The sequence below is a fragment of the Kordiimonas laminariae genome (genome assembly GCF_023008165.1).
Lineage (GTDB): Bacteria > Pseudomonadota > Alphaproteobacteria > Sphingomonadales > Kordiimonadaceae > Kordiimonas > Kordiimonas laminariae.
This window is the reverse complement of the sequence record NZ_JAKQZA010000004.1, coordinates 402,121-419,205: the sequence shown is the minus strand read 5'-3', so window position 1 is coordinate 419,205 and position 17,085 is coordinate 402,121. Positions and strand designations below refer to the sequence as shown.

The window sequence follows — 17,085 nt, the reverse complement described above, 5'->3', positions numbered from 1 at the left end:
TCTAATAGCAAAGAGTTTATATTCCTTCATTGCAGCGAACCAAACGGTGTGATACTTCCCCGCTCATGCTTCATATTAATGACATCACATATCGAATTGGTGATCGTGTGCTTTTTGAGCAGGCGACAGTTGGCATCCCTGCAGGCCACAAAGTAGGTTTTGTAGGCCGAAATGGTGCAGGCAAATCAACTCTCCTGAAGATGATCCTGGGCGAAATCGGCCCCGAGACAGGTGAAATAAAGGTGCGCCCACGCGCGACAGTTGGCCATGTTGGGCAGGAAGCTCCTGGCGGCCCCCAATCACTTCTAGAAACAGTATTGGCCTCCAATAAAGAGTTGACGGCTTTAAATATTGAAGCAGAAACTGCAACTGACCCAAATCGTATTGCTGACATCCATACCCGCCTGGCTGATATTGAGGCCCATTCAGCCGAAAGCCGCGCCGCCACAATTCTTGCTGGTCTAGGTTTTGATGAAGAAGCCCAAGCACGCCCCTGCTCTAGCTATTCAGGTGGCTGGCGGATGCGCGTTGCTCTCGCATGCGTACTTTTTAACAGGCCTGACCTACTGCTGCTTGATGAACCAACAAACTATCTGGATCTCGAAGGTGTTATGTGGCTTGAGAACTTCCTCAAGACTTACCCATACACAGTAGTAATCGTAAGCCATGATAGAGACCTTTTAAATAAGGCTGTCACTCACATTGTTCACCTTGAGAACCAGAAACTAAATATCTATACAGGTGGATATGACCGATTTGAAGAACTGCGCCGCATCAATATGGAACGCCAAATGGCGCTTAAATCCAAACAAGAAGCAGAGCGCAGGCATATTCAAAGCTTTGTAGACCGCTTTAAAGCCAAAGCCAGCAAGGCAAAACAGGCACAGAGCCGCATTAAAGCTCTCGAACGCATGCAACCTATTGCCACAATGGTTGAAGAACATACTGTACCTTTTAAGTTTCCAAAGCCCGATCCGCTTTCTTCGCCTCTAATTGCTGTGGAGGAAGCAAGCGTTGGCTATGAAGAAAACAAGCCGATCCTCAAAAAGCTTGACCTCCGTGTTGATATGGATGACCGGATTGCACTCTTGGGGGCAAATGGTAACGGTAAATCTACATTCGCTAAACTGGTGGCCGATAAACTGAAGCCCATCGTCGGCAAAGTAAAGCGCCCTCGTACGCTGGGTATTGGCTATTTTGCACAACACCAGCTTGATGAGCTCATCCCCAAAAACAGCCCGCTTGATCACTTAAAAAAGCTCATGCCCGATACGATTGAGGCAAAGGTACGTGCACGCCTCGGAGGGTTTGGGTTTGGTATTGATAAAGCTGATCGCCCAGTCGAAAGCTTGTCAGGTGGGGAAAAAGCGCGACTTATGTTTGCACTCGCAACTTTTGAAAAGCCCCAACTCCTTATTCTCGATGAGCCAACCAACCATTTGGATATTGATAGCCGCGAAGCTCTTATTCATGCCATCAATGATTATGATGGGGCTGTACTCCTTATTAGCCACGACCGGCACTTGGTAGAGGCCTGTGTAGACCGTCTTTGGCTTGTTGAAGATGGTGATGTGAAGCGTTTTGAAGGTGATCTCGAAGATTACAAACAGCATCTGCTTAAGCTTCGTGCTGGTGAGCGCGCAGAGAAGCGTGGAGAAAAACAAGCCGACACCAGAAAGGCAGCGCGCCAAAACGCAGCCGAGGCAAGAAGAAAACTAGCCCCCTTCCGCCGTGCGGTAGAGAAGGCGGAGACTCAGTTGGAAAAACTAACAGACCAAAAAACTCTCATTGATAAAAAGCTAGGTGATCCGGCTCTATATGAGGCGGGGAATGAAAATAGAGTTGCGGACTTAAGCTTGAAAGCTTCTGAGCTTGAAAAAAAGATTGAACAGGCTGAAACAGCTTGGATGGAAGCCGAAGAAACCTACGCAGAAAAACAGAGCGAGTTCGACGTTTAATCTACCAACGGCTTCGAATATCGGCGAGCACCTCACCTCTTGTGAGCAGATCATAGTGTGTGCCTCCGGTTATCGTTAAAAAACGGTCGTTATGATCAAGAACCTCTCCAAGTGCAGCTCCTGAAGCATACGGCACAACTCGGTCATTGGTTCCGTGGTAAATTATTACCTGCCCCACAGCTTGCTTTAATTTTTCATAAGACCTTAATGGATAACGCGTTAGGAATGAAGGAAGAAGCGGGTAACGGTGCGCTGCGATATCCTCAATAGATTTCATCGGTGCAAGTAATATGGTATGGGCTACCTGCTTCACTGCAGCCACATGACTAGCGAACGTAGTTCCTAGCGAATACCCCACTACTCGTACATGATTATCGCCATAGCGATCCGATGCCCAATCGTACCAGCGTTCAGCATCCTGAAGCAGAACTTTTTCAGAAAGTGGACCAATACTCTTACCTGATCCGCGATAGTCCATAGCAATTACATCATAACCTAACCGCATGAAAACATGTGCCTGCCGCTCTGAAAAACTTATGTTTCCAAAGTTCCCTTTAAAATACAAAACCACCCCTCTTGCATCTGAAATGTTTTTGAACAAAACACCATGTAACCTGCCTTTCTCATGAGGCAGCCATATATCTTCGGTGGGGGTGGAGAATGCGTAATCGTAACCCTCTTCAACAGGCACTGGATGAAAGATAAGGTCTTCCTGATACCAATACATATAGGAAGCTATAGCTATATAGGTAAAGGCTACTAAGCCTAGAAAACGAGCAACAGCGCGCACGGGATTATCCTTTATTCTTTTTATTACATCCCTCTGAGCCTGAGATTAAGAATAAAGGAAACTGGTAAAAAAAGGGTAATTAATCGTTTTTGTAGATATCCGGCCGCACGATTTCCATCAGGCGCTCATCCGTTTTACTAACCTTGCCAAAACCTAATTTTTCATAGAGGCCATGAGCATCAGAGGTCGCCAGCATCATTCTTCTTAGCCCCTGAAGGTCTGGGTGCGCCATTATAATTTCCATCAACCACTCACCCAGCCCCTTACCTCTATGGTCAGGGTCCATATATACATCGGCAAGATATGCAAAGGTTGCTCTGTCTGTAATCATTCGAGCAATGCCTACGAGGTTTCCGCTCGCCTGAAACACACCAAAGGCCAGCGAATTGCTGAAACCGCGGTGCATAACTTCAAATGGAACACCAGTTGACCAATAAGCGTCTTCGCTGAGCCACTTGATCATCTTGGATGTATCAAACTCGGAATAATCTGTTGAAATATAATAAGGTAACTTTGGATGTTTATAATGCATAACAATCAGGCTTTTTGTTCCCAGCCACCATTTTCCCGTTGCTGCCAATAAGACATTTCTAGCCCAAGTTCCTTATATGCCTTCCAGTCGGTTCGCGCCTGAGACACAATCGTTTCATCCCTGCCATCAAACATATAGAGGCAACGATCAAACTTCTCGATCTTCTCATATGAAGCTGCGTTAATCAGCACTAAGGCATTTGCATCATTTGGGTTTTCATCTGTTATCGTAAGGAAAACTGGCTGCTCTGCCGGGTGTTTGCAGCCGTCCTTATCATGCGGGATAAAACTGTTCGCATCATATGTCCAAAGCGCTTTATCGAGCGTATCAACAAGCGCTTTGTTTTCAGCTTTGATAATTGCGCGGAGACCAGCCTGATGGACTTTCTCCATCAGTTTCGGCAGCGCCTCTTCGAGGCTCTGCCTTTGTAAATGATAAAATCTGATCTCCGCCACTTATCTTAGCCTTCGTAGTTATCTGCTACGAAACGGTCTAGAAGACGAACACCAAAGCCCGTTCCGCCTTTCGCGCTCAGAGGCAGGTCCTTTTCCGACCATACAGTACCTGCGATATCAATGTGCACCCAAGGTACATCATTGGTGAAACGCTTGAGGAACTGTGCTGCGGTAATAGAACCAGCTGCACGGCCACCGATATTTTTCATATCTGCGATATCACAGTTGATCATCTTGTCATAGTTTTCATGGATTGGCATACGCCAAACTTTGTCACCTGTTTGGCTTCCTGCCGCAGAAAGCTGCATAGAAAGTTCGTCACTGTCAGAGAAGATACCCGCATATTCATTACCCAACGAAATAATGATTGCACCAGTGAGTGTTGCAAGATCAATAATGAACTTCGGCTTATATTTATCCTGCGTATACCAGATGGCATCACAAAGAACGAGGCGGCCTTCTGCGTCAGTGTTCAAGATTTCTATAGTCTGACCAGACATGCTTGTAACAACGTCGCCTGGGCGCTGCGCATTGCCAGACGGCATATTTTCAACCAAACCAACGGTAGCAACAATATTTGCTTTTGCTTTACGGCCAGCGAGAGCTTTCATGAGACCTACAACGGTTCCTGCGCCGCCCATGTCCCATTTCATCTGCTCCATACCCTCGCCCGGTTTAAGCGAGATACCACCAGTATCAAATGTTACGCCTTTACCAACGAATGCGAGAGGCTGATCTCCCTCATTACCGCCATTCCAGCGCATGATAACGAGCTTACTCTCTTTATCAGAACCCTGACCAACACCCAGAAGCGCATTCATACCCAATTCAGCCATTTCAGCTTCACCAAGCACTTCCACTTCCACACCAAGATCGCTCAAGCTTGTAATTTCATCTGCAAAACTTTCTGGGTGTAGAATGTTTGCAGGTTCAGAAACCAGATCACGTGTCATAAACACACCGTCAATCACACGCTCACGCTCCAAGAAAGCCTCAGCAGCTGCATCAGGATTTCCTGTCGCAACAATAATAGTCTTAAGCGTTGGCTTTTTGCTTTCAGGTTCTTTGGTGCGGTATTTATCAAAACGGTAAGAACGGAGAAGCGCACCTTCAGCAATTGCTACTGCGTCATCATCCGACGCAATCACAGTTGCGGTTTCTGATCCACTATTAAGAAGTGTTGATACAACAGTTGCACCTGTTGTCAGGCCTGAGTAATTAGAATCAATCCCCTTATCACCAAGACCAAGCAGCACAACGCGCTCAACTGCCAGCCCAGCAGGAGCGATGATCTCTTTAACCTGCCCTGCAGCACCCGTAAAATTGGATACATCCTTTGCCTTCGAAAGTGCACCTGACACAGCATTATCTGCTTCCGCAGCAAGACCAGTGAATGGAGCATCTTTTTCAGCCAAAATTACGAGTGCACCATTTTCAGGTAGTGCTAGTTTATCAAATGAAACCTTCATGGGATTCCTCTTTTATTATCTGTGCGAGACGAGACAATCTCATTGCCCTTTAGTGCATTATTTGCCTCTATTTTTCGATCTTGGCAAGCTCTGCCCCTCGAAAAAGCCATAATTCCATATGACAAAGCGTGAGTTTTTATCCATCATTGGTTTTTGCGCGTTGCGGTTCAGGCTCTTTGCGTCTATCAAAACCTCAACAATAAAATGATGCACAGGGTTATTTATGTCATTGGTTTCACAGTCAGCGCTTTTGATTGCTTTGGCAGCCTCTAGTCCAGTTTATGCTGCAGAGGTTAAAGTCCAAGAGGTTACTGAAGAAAAGAAGATCGATTTCGCCGCAGATCAACTTACTTACAACCAAGACACAGGTGTTGTGCGAGCAATTGGGCACGTCCTTATCCAACGCGACGGATATACCCTTACTGCAGGGGAAGTTGTTTATAACGAGAAAACAGGTATCGGCCATGCCTATGGTGCTGTTACCTTAACCTCTCCCAATGGTGACCGTGTTTTCGCACCTCAGATGGAACTTCAGGATTCCCTTCAAAAAGCTTTTGTAGAAGATATCCGGCTTTTAATGGCAGACGGCGCGCAGGTTCGAGCAGTTTCGGGAACCAAAGATGATACAAACGGACAAACTGTTCTTAAGAGAGCTGTTTATAGCCCTTGTAAAATTTGTCTGGAGTCCGAAGAAAAGCCAGAAGCGCCCTTATGGCAAATCAAAGCAGTAAAGGTGGTCCACGATAAAGAAAAGAAGCGGCTTTATTATGAAGATGCAATTCTGGAAGTATTTGGACTGCCTATTCTTTGGACACCCTATTTCTCACATCCTGATCCTACAGTCGATAAAGCTAGTGGAGTTTTACCGCTCGACATCCAAACTACGCGCAACTTGGGTTTCTATATAGGTGTTCCCTACTATCATGTATTTAATGATAGTCAGGACATCACGGTTAAACCTATTTACACAACACGTGAAGGCTTCGTTCTACAGTCCGAATATCGCCATCATCTTAGAAATGGTAGATATTCTATTGGTGGCAGTATCACCAGAGGCAGTATTGCTCGTACAGGAAATGAAGACCTCACCGATCCACTTAACACCAGAAAAGAGTTTCGCGGACATATCGCAGCGGACGGCAGTTATAACCATACAAAAAATTGGCGTTCTTCCCTTAAGGTTAACTGGGCATCAGATGATACTTACCTAAGAAGATATGATATCTCAGATGCTGATACGTTAACCAGCGAGTATCTATTAGAGGGTTTCTTTGGACTTTCATATATTTCGAGCCGCGCTCTGGCTTTCCAGGGACTTCGTATCGAAGATGTCGCTGGTTTAACAGGGCATGCACTGCCACTAATTGACGCTGAATATGTAGCCCCATTCAAACCTTTGGGAGGTACTTTAAGCGTACAAGGAAATGCCCTAGCTCTTCATAGAACAGACGGTCTTGATACTCAGCGCCTTTCGCTTTCAGCAAAATGGGAAAAACGCTGGGTAACGCCGAAAGGTTTTATTTTTGACACAGAAGCGCTCGTACGATCTGATTTATATAATGTAGACGATGTAGCTCAACCTGATGAAACCGAATTTGCAGGTAACTTTGGGGCATCTTCAAGCGAGTGGCGCAATCTAGCACGCGTAACTGGCACAGTTAGCTGGCCCCTTGTTAAACACAGTGGTGATAGTACGCAAACTCTAGAACCAATCTTAGAAGTTACTCTATCTCCTCGCAGAGGCACACCAAACAGCATCGTAAATGAGGATAGTAGAGCTTTCGAACTTAATGACGTAAATCTATTTTCTTCTGATCGCACATCGGGTTTCGACCTCTGGGAAGAAGGAAGCCGAGTTACCTATGGCCTCAAGTGGCGCTATGAAACAGGCGATTTAAGTACTGATATTGTTCTTGGTCAAAGCTTAAGAATAGACAGCACAGACGTGGTATTGGCGGATGGAGCAGGTCTGGAAGGTGACAGTTCAGATATCGTCGGTCGAACCAATATCAATTACAAGGGCTGGATTGATCTTGAGCATCGGTATCGATTGGATGATAAGAGTTTTTCATTTAGAAGAAATGAAATTGATGTAACCTTTGGTGATGAAAATGCTTCACTTCGCGTTGGGTACTTGAAGCTCAACCGGGAACTGACATCCTTAAACCGGGAAGACCGAGAAGAAGTCAGAGCAAGTGGCTTCTATAACTTCAATACAAACTGGAAATTGACTGGCAGTTTTTCTCGCCGCCTTAAAGGTGCCGAAATTCCAGATAGAATTACAAATGAACTTATTGATGAAGGAAGCGGTAATCTTGAGTATAGCCTTGGTGTAGAATACCAGAATGAATGTATTCAACTTGGCTTACGGTGGAGAGAAACCTTCACCAGAGACAGAGATATTGAACCAGGAACATCAATTATGTTTCGGATAAAATTGATTAATTTAGGGTAGTGTCTTGTCACAAAAGGCGCTAAAACGCTTTAAACAGATTTAAACTGATCAATCGCAGTAACAGTTGGGCAATATTAGAGTGATTAAAAAAACTAAAAAACTTGTAAAGAATACAGTTTTAGGAAGCGCAGTATGTGTAGCGCTGACCATGGGAGTTTCCGCTCAACAAGCTGTGAATAGCATCGAAGTGTTAGTGAATGACGAACCTATTTCTTCATTTGATATTGATCAGCGTTTACGCTTGGTGATTGCGCTTTCTGGTGGGGTAAACACACAGGAAGAATTTCTTAAGGTGCGTGAACAAGTTCTAAGAACTATGATTGATGAACGCCTTCAACTTCAAGAAGCTGCAACAGTTGATCTTGTCATAGCTGCTGAACAATTGGATGACTTTTTTGCCCGCCGTGCCCAAGGCGTTGGCCAAACAGCAGATCAATTTGCTTCAGCGTTAACAAGTATCGGCTCAAGTAAACGCTCTATGCAAAAACAAATGGAAGCTGAAGTAGCTTGGTCACAGCTCGTTGAAGGTCGCTTAGGCTCCTTCGTATCTGTGTCAGATGAAGAAGTAGAAGCTCGCATTCAAAAAATTCGCGATAACCGAGGTAAATTTGAATATCGCCTAAATGAAATTGTTTTTGATGTAAACACCCCTGAACAGGAAGCCAGCATTAAATCAAATGCCGAGCAAATTGTTGAACGCCTTCGCGCAGGCGCTAAATTTGATGAAATAGCAAAACAGCTTTCCAGTTCACCTTCTGCGGCTGTTGGTGGTGATCTTGGCTGGATAACAGTCGATAGCATGAACGACGACTATGCCGGCATCGTTGAAGGTTTAGACGTTGGGAAAATTTCTGATCCTGTTAGAACTGCCGGCGGCTTTGCTATTCTTGGCCTTGGTGATCGTCGTCGTGTTTTAGTGGCCGACCCTCTCGATACAGAAGTAGATATTCGGCAGTTACACCTTTCTACGGAAAAAGTCGCAGATACAGCGCTTGCAACTCAGTTTGAAACTACAGTACAAAACCTTCACACAGGAACGGTTGATTGCACTAGTATAGACACAATTGCTACCTCAGCCGGTGCTGATGGACGTGTTGAAATTGGCGCGCTTCGTCTACGCGCTCTGCAAGGTGAAATTCGCACCAAAGTTGAAGCTCTTGATGCCGGCGGTGCCACTGATATGATGAAAATGGACGATGGCTGGCGTGTACTTGTCGTTTGCGACAAAAGAGCACCACAGGTTCAGGAACCCGATTTCGATCAAATCATGAATCAGATTGAGCAACAACGCCTAGCAATGATGGGCCGTCGTTATCTTCGCGACCTTAGACGCGACGCCATTATTGATTACCGCTAAACCTCGATGAAAACAGCTCAACAACATAAACCGCTTGCTATAACCATGGGCGAGCCTTCTGGTGTTGGCCCAGAGCTAATTGCTCGCATATGGGAAAAACGGCGAGATAATAAACTCTTGCCTTTTTGTATGATTGGTTCACCAGACGCGATATCAGAAGCTTCCAAAACGACACCTACCGAAGTTATTGATGATGTATCTAAGGCCGGTAGTGTTTTCGAAAGCGCGCTACCTGTACTCAATATTGAAACAGCTACACCAATAAAGCTTGGGGAACTTAATCCTGCTAATGGCCAAGCAGTTATTAACTCTATTGAACTGGCTACAGAATTGGCACTTTCAAATAAGGTGTCTGGTATTGTTACGGCTCCCATTCATAAAGCTGCGTTATATAGCGCAGGCTTTGATGCCCCAGGGCATACCGAATTTCTCGCCCGTCTTTCGGGAAAAAAAGATGATCATTCGGTTATGATGTTGGCGGCACAGGATTTACGTGTTGTACCTGTAACCATTCACATTCCGCTCAAGGACGTAGCTAAACAGCTGACAGCAAATAAGATCGTACATGTGGGGCTGGTCACCGCCCAAGACTTAAAATATCGCTTTGGTATTGAGCAGCCAAAGATAGCGGTTGCAGGCCTTAATCCGCACGCTGGTGAAAACGGCACTATAGGGATGGAAGAGGCAACTCACATCATGCCTGCCATATGGGAGCTTAGAGATCACGGCGTTGATGTGAGTGATCCTCTCCCAGCTGATACCCTCTTCCACGCTGAAGCTCGTTCCAAGTATGACGCTGTTCTTTGTATGTACCATGATCAAGCTCTCATTCCGATCAAAACCGTAGATTTCTGGGGCGGTGTGAATATAACACTGGGTTTACCTTTCATCCGCACCTCACCAGATCATGGTACGGCACTTGAATTAACAGGGAAAAATATAGCTCGGATTGATAGTATGCTAGCGGCAATTAAAATGGCGGAAGAAATGACTGCAAGGCAATTGAACCATGACTGATACAATCCCTCCGCTCCGTGAAGTTATCAATGAATTTGATCTGCGTGCCAAAAAGTCTTTCGGCCAGAACTTCCTTTTGGATTTAAACCTGACAGGTAAGATTGCAAGAATTGCCGGGGATCTATCAGATAGTGTTATTTACGAGGTAGGACCGGGCCCAGGCGGCCTTACTCGAGGGTTGCTCGCCAATGGCGCAAAGCGCGTTGTCGCCGTTGAAATGGATAAACGCTGCCTACCTGCGCTTGCAGAAGTTTCGGCAGCCTATGATGGTGCCCTTAAGGTCATTGAAGGCGATGCAATGGAGATGGATGAATTCGCGCTTCTTGCTCCAAAAGGAGGCGAAATCGCGCGCATCGCATCTAACCTGCCCTATAACGTTGGAACACTTCTTTTCATCAAATGGCTAACCGTTGATGAATGGAAACCGTGGTACGCTTCACTAACGTTGATGTTCCAAAAAGAAGTAGCAGAGCGAATTGTTGCTCAGCCAAACACCAAGGCTTATGGAAGGCTTTCAGTACTGGCGCAGTGGCGAGGCAAAGTGAAAATTGCAATGAATGTACCCGCAGCTGCCTTTACACCACCACCAAAGGTAGCTAGTGCCATCATTCATTTCGAACCAACAGAATCAATGGATAGCACCGTAAAACTCGCGCATTTGGAAAAAGTGGTTGAAAAAGCCTTCGGTCAACGCCGTAAGATGCTTCGGGCCAGCATGAAAGGCTTGGATGTAGATGCGGCTGAACTATTAAATGCTGCAGATATTGAAGAAACACGAAGAGCAGAAACTGTTTCTGTTGAGGAATTTGTAAGGCTAGCGCGCATATACGGCGAAATGCGCGCCTAATTCATCTATTCTGCAGCTGTATCAGAAGACCCCATACGTTCTTCCATCAAGCTTCTCACGAACTCGGACATACCCGGTCGACGCTCACGGCGGTATCTTTCCGCTCGAATAATAGCTTTCAGGTCTTCGTATGTTTGTTCAAGGTCATCATTTACCAGTACATAATCATATTCTGCCCAGTGACTGATTTCGCTTTCGGCTTGCTCCATGCGTTTAGCAACGGTTTCTTCGCTATCCTGACCACGAGCTTTAAGACGTTTTTCCAAAGCTGCAATAGATGGCGGAAGAATAAAAATACGTACCAAATCAATAGCACGAGAGCTAGACATCAACTGCTGAGTACCCTGCCAATCGATATCAAAAATAACATCACGGCCTTCCTGTAGTGCCTCTGTCACAGGGCCACGAGGTGTGCCGTAGCGATTTCCGAAAACAATTGCGTGTTCAAGAAGTTCATTGTTCTCAATCATGTCCTGAAAACGTTCGTGGGTCACAAAATAATAGTCTTTACCATGTTCCTCACCAGGACGCGCTTCACGTGTTGTCGCCGAAACAGACATAGTCATGTCACCGTCTTCAGCAAGCAACCGGCGTGTAAGCGTTGTTTTCCCCGCGCCCGATGGTGAAGACAATACGAGCATTAACCCTCGACGTTTATTGATAAATTGTTGTGGCATCCCTGACCCTATTTATTCAATATTTTGAATTTGTTCACGGAACTGATCTATCACAGTTTTTAGATCAATACCTACTTTTGTTAGCTTTGCATCCCCAGATTTGGAACAAAGAGTATTGGTTTCACGATTAAATTCCTGACATAGAAAATCGAGTCGGCGCCCTACAGGCTTACTTTCCTTAAGAAGTGCTCGCGCTTCATCAATGTGACTTTCAAGCCTGTCTATTTCTTCCTGAATATCAGCCTTTACGGCGATAACCGCAATTTCCTGAGCTAAACGTTCTTCAGAAATAGGCTTATCAGCGCCGGTTAACTTTTCAAGCTGCGTTTTAAAGCGTTCATTCATAGCAATCACGCGATCGCCTGACATAGCTTTAACACTATCTTTCAAGCGCTCAATTTCATCCATCTGAGCTTCAAGAAATTCAGCCATACGTGCGCCTTCATCTGCACGGCTAGCCTTAAGCTCTTCAAGCGTTTCAACCAAGCTCACCCTAAGTTCTTTTTCCAGAACCTTCCTTTCATCTTCCGAAAGCTCTTTACTTGCTAGGTCAACAACACCTTTAATCGCTAGCAGCCCGTCTAAAGAAGCTGGATTAATTCCATCTTCGTTTGCATATTTCCCGGCAACTGAAAGAAGTGTTTTAAGGCGATCCTCATTTACAACGAAGGCGCCATCGTTATCTTCTGCCTCAACAGACAGAGATACAAAAACCGAGCCCCTCGTTAAATGTTGGCCAACAATCTTTTTTGCTTCTAAATCAAAACCATCAAGAAAGCTTGGAAAGCGCATACGCACATCAAGCCCTTTATTGTTAACGCTTTTGATTTCAAGGTTCCATGTATGCCCTACGGCAGCCCCTGCACCTCTGGCAAAGCCTGTCATGCTGTTAAGTGGCATGTTTATCCCTTCAATTGTTTTGCAAGCTGCAATATTCGCTAGCTCTTGCTATCTCTTATTTTTCGCCATTTGGCTACATTTTTATTGTGCTCTTTAAGCGTGACCGCGAAAGCATGCCCCCCTGTGCCATCAGCCACAAAATATAAATACGGAACCTTTGCTGGATTAAGAACCGCATGGATTGAGGCTTCGCCAGGATTAGCTATAGGGGTTGGCGGCAAGCCATTAATTCTATGGGTATTATAATCGGAATACTGCCTGATATCGCTGCGTAGTAATTGCCGGCCTAAAGGTAATCCACCCGTTAGGCCATAAATCACTGTTGGGTCTGAACGCAGTCGCATACCTTTTTTAAGTCGGTTATGAAAAACAGCTGCAACCAGTTTCCGCTCGCCCTTTTGCCCCGTTTCCTTCTCAACAATAGAAGCTAGATTTAGTGCCTCCTCAGGTGATTTGAGCTCAACCGCAGGGTCTCTATTCTTCCAAAGTTCCAGTAACAACTCGCGCTGCTTCGCTTGCATGCGGTTAACAATCTCTCCCGCACTATCACCTCGTTCATAAAAATAAGTTTCCGGATGTAAACTGCCCTCAATAGCTTCTGGGAAGAAACCTTCGATCCAGGGGGTTTCGGAAAAAAGTTTTTCAACTTCAGCAACCGAAGAACCTTCAGGAATTCTCAACCGTCTTGTATATGTCTTGCCAGATTGAATGATTGACAGCGTGTTTTTCAGAGCGCTGCCAGCTGGAATTAAAAACTCTCCAGCTTTCAGTGATCGTGCCAGTCCAAGCTGATTGACAGCAAAAAGAAATTGCCAACGTTCTTCAACAAGCCCTGCTCGTTCAGCCTGCGCGGCAATAGCTAAACTGCCCTTCCCTGCAGGAATATAAAAATAGCTTTCCGTCTGGGTATTTGCAGGCCGTGCGAGAATCGCACCAGATAGGCCAGTAAAAAGCCCATAAGCCACTAGCACCAATCCTGCCGCCCAGATGAGCATATAAAAAAATCGGTTCAGAAACATACTGTTACCTTATCAGGTAAAAGACAGTCCCTAAACCGATCTTTAAATTTTTAGACGATTAATTAATCGCCGTTGTATTCACGCATCACGAGAGAAGCGTTCGTACCGCCGAAACCAAAGGAATTGGAAAGCGCAGCTTTCACATCGCGCTCTTGTGCTTCATGAGCCACAAGGTCAATACCTGTACAGCTTTCAGAAGGGTTATCCAAATTCAAGGTTGGTGGCACAATATTTTCATTGATCGCTTTGATACAGAAAATTGCCTCAACAGCTCCCGCTGCACCAAGAAGGTGGCCGATAGAAGACTTTGTTGAAGACATCGCAATATTGCCAGCATGTTCGCCAAGAAGACGTTTCACTGCACCAAACTCAATCTCATCACCAAGTGGTGTGGATGTACCGTGCGCGTTGATGTAACCAAGTTCTTCAACACCAAAGCCAGCGCGCTTCATAGCAGCCTGCATGGAACGGAAACCGCCGTTACCATCTGGTGCTGGTGCAGTTACGTGATAGCCGTCACCTGACATACCGTAACCAACAACTTCAGCGTAAATCTTCGCGCCACGTGCCTTAGCATGCTCAAGCTCTTCAAGAACAACGACACCTGAACCTTCACCCATAACGAAACCGTCACGGCCTTCATCCCACGGACGAGACGCAGCAGCTGGTGTATCGTTATATTTCTTAGAAAGCGCACGTGCCTGGCTGAAGCCGGCCATGCCAATTTCACAAATTGATGCTTCTGCACCGCCTGCAACCATCACATCTGCATCATCAAGCGCGATGAGACGTGCAGCATCACCAATAGAGTGAGCACCAGTAGAACAAGCTGTTACAGCTGCATGGTTTGGCCCTTTGAAACCGTACTTAATAGATACGTTACCGGACGCAAGGTTAATAATAGAGCCAGCGATAAAGTGAGGGCTTACACGGCGAATACCTTTTTCTTTCAGAACAAGAGATGTATCCGAAATCCATTTAAGGCCGCCAATACCAGCACCAATCATTACACCTGTACGAAGGCACTCTTCTTCGCCTGGCTCTTCCCATCCAGCATCCCGGACAGCCTGTATTGCGGCCGCCATGCCGAATACAATAAAGTTATCAACGCGCTTCTGATCTTTTGGAGACATCCAATCATCAGGATTAAATGTATCGTTTGAACCGTCACCCAGCGTTACTTCGCAGGCAACTTTACAAGGATAATCAGTTGCGTCGAACAAACTAATATTGCCCGCGCCTGATTGACCTTCAATCAACCGTTTCCAAGTTCCGTCAACACTGCTTGCCAGTGGTGACACCATACCCAATCCGGTTACAACAACTCGTCTCATGGAGCGATCCTTATTCTATCATTCAGCCCGTAAACTGACAGAAAAGTAAAAAGGGCAACAGCCTAACCTAAACTGGCCAAGCTGTTGCCCGTGCTGAAATCCAGTCCCAGCTTAGGAATTCGCGCTAATAAACTCGATAGCGTCTTTTACAGTCTGAATTTTTTCAGCTGCATCGTCTGGAATCTCGATACCAAACTCTTCTTCGAACGCCATCACCAGCTCAACAGTGTCCAGGCTATCTGCGCCAAGGTCATCAATAAAACTAGCAGTGTCGGTTACTTTATCGTCTTCTACACCTAGGTGCTCGACTACAATTTTTTTCACCTTATCGGCAATATCGCTCATTGCTCTTTTCCTCGTTCTTAACACTGATTAATAGGGGTTATTAACCCTTGAGTAAAACCCCACATATCACATAGTCATTCATTAAAAAATATATAAAACCATGTGCATCGGGGTGCTCGTAACATAGTTTCAACTGTTTGAGAAGCCTATGTTACGAAAATATGGTCTGCAAAAATGCAAACCACGGTTAAATCATTGCCAAACCGCCATTTACGTGGAGAGTTTGACCGTTCACATATTTGGCCTCATTACTTGCAAGATACAAGACCGCAGATGCAATATCTTCTGGCGCACCTAGTTCACCTGATGGAATTCCAGCTGTAATTGCGCCTTTTTGCTCGTCTGTCAGCACATCAGTCATTGGTGTCGCAATAAAACCAGGAGCTACACAGTTCACAGTAATGCCGCGAGATGCAACTTCCTGTGCCATAGATTTGGAAAGACCAATCATACCAGCTTTTGATGCACAATAGTTCGCCTGCCCTGGATTACCTGTAACACCAACTACAGAAGTGATGTTAACCATACGGCCCCAGCGAGATTTCATCATGCCGCGCATTACGCCCTTCATAAGGCGGAATGAACTTTCGAGGTTCACCTGCATTACAGAATCCCAATCTTCATCCTTCATACGCATCGCGAGGTTATCTTTTGTGATACCTGCATTATTTACAAGGATATCAACGCCCCCCATTGCCGCAGCTGCATCTTTTGCCAACTGGTCAACGCTCTCTCGGTCTGAAAGGTTTGCTGCGATTACATGAACACGTTCACCAAGCTCGCTTGCCAGATCCTGAAGTTTCTCGGCACGAGTACCGGAAACAACAACTTCAGCGCCAGCAGCGTGAAGCATTTTAGCAATCGAGGCACCAATTCCGCCTGTTGCGCCAGTTACCAGTGCTTTTTTACCTGTTAAATCAAACATGAATATTCCCTATAGTCTAAAGAGCGCTTGTAAACGCTTCAATATCTGCTGGTTCCTGAATATTAGCAGTAGACAGCGAACGATCAATACGGCGCGCTAGCCCTGATAGAACTTTCCCTGCACCAATTTCAACCACCGTGTCGATACCAAGTGACGACATTGAGGCAACACTCTCACGCCAGCGAACAGAACCGGTAACCTGCTCAACAAGAAGATTAGCGATTCCCTCAGGTTCGCTCACTGGAGCGGCTAGTACGTTAGCAATCACTGGAACGCATGGACGCTCAATAGTTACTTCAGCAAGCGCAGCTTTCATTTCATCTGCTGCTGGTTTCATTAGCGGACAATGGAATGGCGCTGATACAGGAAGAAGCATACCGCGCTTTGCGCCTTTTTCCTTTGCAAGCTCAATTGTGCGTTCAACAGCGGCTTTATGGCCTGATACGACAACTTGTCCGTCAGCATTATCATTTGCCGATACAACAACCTCACCTTGGCTCGCAGCCTCTACAACTGTGTTTACGTCTTCCATAGAAAGACCAAGGATGGCCGCCATAGCGCCCTCGCCTACAGGTACCGCGCGCTGCATTGCTTGACCACGAAGCTTTAATAGGCGCGCCGTATCAGCAATAGAGAATGCACCAGCTGCTGCCAGCGCTGAATATTCGCCAAGAGAGTGGCCAGCAACGTGGCTTGCAACTTCAGCCACTTTCACGCCGCCATCTTCCAATGTGCGAATAACGGCCATAGAAACAGCCATCAATGCTGGTTGAGTATTTTCCGTAAGACGTAATTCGTCTTCTGGGCCTTCCCACATGATCTTTGATAGATCTTGCGAAAGCGCATCATTTACTTCTTCAAATACCAAACGTGCAGGCTCATAAGCCTCAGCAAGGGATTTTCCCATGCCTACAAACTGACTTCCTTGTCCAGGAAATACGAGTGCTCGGGTCATTTTGTCCTCCAAAAGCCTCAAACTTTAAATGGCGGTTTGGCATAGGCCGT

Annotated in this window: 16 protein-coding genes; 5 read left to right on the top strand and 11 right to left on the bottom strand. The window is 45.9% G+C overall.

Features of this window, described 5'->3' with window-relative positions; genetic code table 11:
• Window positions 1-65 precede the first annotated feature (65 nt).
• Window positions 66-1,958: an ABC-F family ATP-binding cassette domain-containing protein gene (locus MF542_RS10540; protein ID WP_247018972.1), complete on the top strand. Its 1,893-nt coding sequence runs from the start codon at window positions 66-68 to the stop codon at window positions 1,956-1,958.
• 1 nt (window position 1,959) lies between these two features.
• Here MF542_RS10540 and MF542_RS10535 read toward each other — a convergent pair whose 3' ends face one another.
• From MF542_RS10535 to MF542_RS10520, 4 genes are all read right to left on the bottom strand, one after another.
• A complete protein-coding gene (locus tag MF542_RS10535) occupies window positions 1,960-2,748 on the bottom strand; it encodes an alpha/beta hydrolase (RefSeq protein WP_247018969.1) in 789 nt (262 codons plus the stop codon).
• Between the two features lie 79 nt (window positions 2,749-2,827).
• Complete coding sequence (locus MF542_RS10530; protein WP_247018968.1) at window positions 2,828-3,328, bottom strand: GNAT family N-acetyltransferase; 501 nt, start codon at window positions 3,326-3,328, stop codon at window positions 2,828-2,830.
• Window positions 3,286-3,735 carry a DNA polymerase III subunit chi gene (locus MF542_RS10525; protein ID WP_247018966.1) on the bottom strand — a complete coding sequence of 150 codons (450 nt, stop codon included), beginning with the start codon at window positions 3,733-3,735 and terminating at the stop codon, window positions 3,286-3,288. The genes MF542_RS10530 and MF542_RS10525 overlap by 43 nt, the downstream gene beginning before the upstream one ends.
• A gap of 5 nt (window positions 3,736-3,740) precedes the next feature.
• Window positions 3,741-5,204, bottom strand: coding sequence for a leucyl aminopeptidase (locus MF542_RS10520; RefSeq protein ID WP_247018964.1), 1,464 nt, complete (start codon window positions 5,202-5,204; stop codon window positions 3,741-3,743).
• A gap of 223 nt (window positions 5,205-5,427) precedes the next feature.
• Here MF542_RS10520 and MF542_RS10515 point away from each other — a divergent pair, with 223 nt between their 5' ends.
• From MF542_RS10515 to rsmA, 4 genes are all read left to right on the top strand, one after another.
• On the top strand, window positions 5,428-7,659 hold the full coding sequence (locus tag MF542_RS10515; protein WP_247018958.1) for an LPS-assembly protein LptD: 2,232 nt from the start codon (window positions 5,428-5,430) through the stop codon (window positions 7,657-7,659).
• Window positions 7,660-7,738: 79 nt separating this feature from the next.
• Window positions 7,739-9,016, top strand: a complete 1,278-nt coding sequence (locus MF542_RS10510) for a peptidylprolyl isomerase (protein WP_247018956.1) — start codon at window positions 7,739-7,741, stop codon at window positions 9,014-9,016.
• 6 nt (window positions 9,017-9,022) lie between these two features.
• Window positions 9,023-10,033, top strand: a complete 1,011-nt coding sequence (gene pdxA, locus MF542_RS10505) for a 4-hydroxythreonine-4-phosphate dehydrogenase PdxA (RefSeq protein WP_247018954.1) — start codon at window positions 9,023-9,025, stop codon at window positions 10,031-10,033.
• Window positions 10,026-10,880, top strand: coding sequence for a 16S rRNA (adenine(1518)-N(6)/adenine(1519)-N(6))-dimethyltransferase RsmA (rsmA, locus tag MF542_RS10500; RefSeq protein ID WP_247018952.1), 855 nt, complete (start codon window positions 10,026-10,028; stop codon window positions 10,878-10,880). Before pdxA ends, rsmA begins: the two co-directional genes overlap by 8 nt.
• A 5-nt stretch (window positions 10,881-10,885) precedes the next feature.
• Here the strand turns inward: rsmA and gmk are convergent, their stop codons facing one another.
• The 7 genes from gmk to fabD form a co-directional block, all read right to left on the bottom strand.
• Window positions 10,886-11,557 (bottom strand): guanylate kinase, encoded by a 672-nt coding sequence (gmk, locus tag MF542_RS10495; protein ID WP_247018950.1) that lies wholly within the window; start codon window positions 11,555-11,557, stop codon window positions 10,886-10,888.
• A gap of 12 nt (window positions 11,558-11,569) precedes the next feature.
• The gene (locus tag MF542_RS10490; RefSeq protein WP_247018949.1) at window positions 11,570-12,457 is read right to left on the bottom strand and encodes a YicC/YloC family endoribonuclease; all 888 of its coding nucleotides are present in this window, start codon (window positions 12,455-12,457) and stop codon (window positions 11,570-11,572) included.
• Window positions 12,458-12,495: 38 nt separating this feature from the next.
• Entirely contained in the window at window positions 12,496-13,422 is a 927-nt protein-coding gene (gene mltG, locus MF542_RS10485; RefSeq protein WP_247018947.1) for an endolytic transglycosylase MltG, read from the bottom strand.
• Window positions 13,423-13,538: 116 nt separating this feature from the next.
• Complete coding sequence (fabF, locus tag MF542_RS10480) at window positions 13,539-14,810, bottom strand: beta-ketoacyl-ACP synthase II (RefSeq protein WP_247018945.1); 1,272 nt, start codon at window positions 14,808-14,810, stop codon at window positions 13,539-13,541.
• Between the two features lie 111 nt (window positions 14,811-14,921).
• The gene (locus MF542_RS10475) at window positions 14,922-15,155 is read right to left on the bottom strand and encodes an acyl carrier protein (RefSeq protein ID WP_247018940.1); all 234 of its coding nucleotides are present in this window, start codon (window positions 15,153-15,155) and stop codon (window positions 14,922-14,924) included.
• Window positions 15,156-15,342: 187 nt separating this feature from the next.
• On the bottom strand, window positions 15,343-16,080 hold the full coding sequence (gene fabG, locus MF542_RS10470) for a 3-oxoacyl-[acyl-carrier-protein] reductase (protein WP_247018938.1): 738 nt from the start codon (window positions 16,078-16,080) through the stop codon (window positions 15,343-15,345).
• Between the two features lie 16 nt (window positions 16,081-16,096).
• Window positions 16,097-17,035 (bottom strand): ACP S-malonyltransferase, encoded by a 939-nt coding sequence (gene fabD, locus MF542_RS10465; protein WP_247018935.1) that lies wholly within the window; start codon window positions 17,033-17,035, stop codon window positions 16,097-16,099.
• Between the last annotated feature and the right edge of the window lie 50 nt (window positions 17,036-17,085).

Excerpts from the sequence above, each read along its gene's own strand:
- MF542_RS10540 (WP_247018972.1), top strand. The coding sequence starts at position 66 with ATGCTTCATATTAATGACATCACATATCGAATTGGTGATCGTGTGCTT.
- MF542_RS10520 (WP_247018964.1), bottom strand. The coding sequence starts at position 5,204 with ATGAAGGTTTCATTTGATAAACTAGCACTACCTGAAAATGGTGCACTC.
- MF542_RS10515 (WP_247018958.1), top strand. The coding sequence starts at position 5,428 with ATGTCATTGGTTTCACAGTCAGCGCTTTTGATTGCTTTGGCAGCCTCT.
- pdxA (WP_247018954.1), top strand. The coding sequence starts at position 9,023 with ATGAAAACAGCTCAACAACATAAACCGCTTGCTATAACCATGGGCGAG.
- rsmA (WP_247018952.1), top strand. The coding sequence starts at position 10,026 with ATGACTGATACAATCCCTCCGCTCCGTGAAGTTATCAATGAATTTGAT.
- gmk (WP_247018950.1), bottom strand. The coding sequence starts at position 11,557 with ATGCCACAACAATTTATCAATAAACGTCGAGGGTTAATGCTCGTATTG.
- MF542_RS10490 (WP_247018949.1), bottom strand. The coding sequence starts at position 12,457 with ATGCCACTTAACAGCATGACAGGCTTTGCCAGAGGTGCAGGGGCTGCC.
- fabF (WP_247018945.1), bottom strand. The coding sequence starts at position 14,810 with ATGAGACGAGTTGTTGTAACCGGATTGGGTATGGTGTCACCACTGGCA.
- MF542_RS10475 (WP_247018940.1), bottom strand. The coding sequence starts at position 15,155 with ATGAGCGATATTGCCGATAAGGTGAAAAAAATTGTAGTCGAGCACCTA.
- fabG (WP_247018938.1), bottom strand. The coding sequence starts at position 16,080 with ATGTTTGATTTAACAGGTAAAAAAGCACTGGTAACTGGCGCAACAGGC.
- fabD (WP_247018935.1), bottom strand. The coding sequence starts at position 17,035 with ATGACCCGAGCACTCGTATTTCCTGGACAAGGAAGTCAGTTTGTAGGC.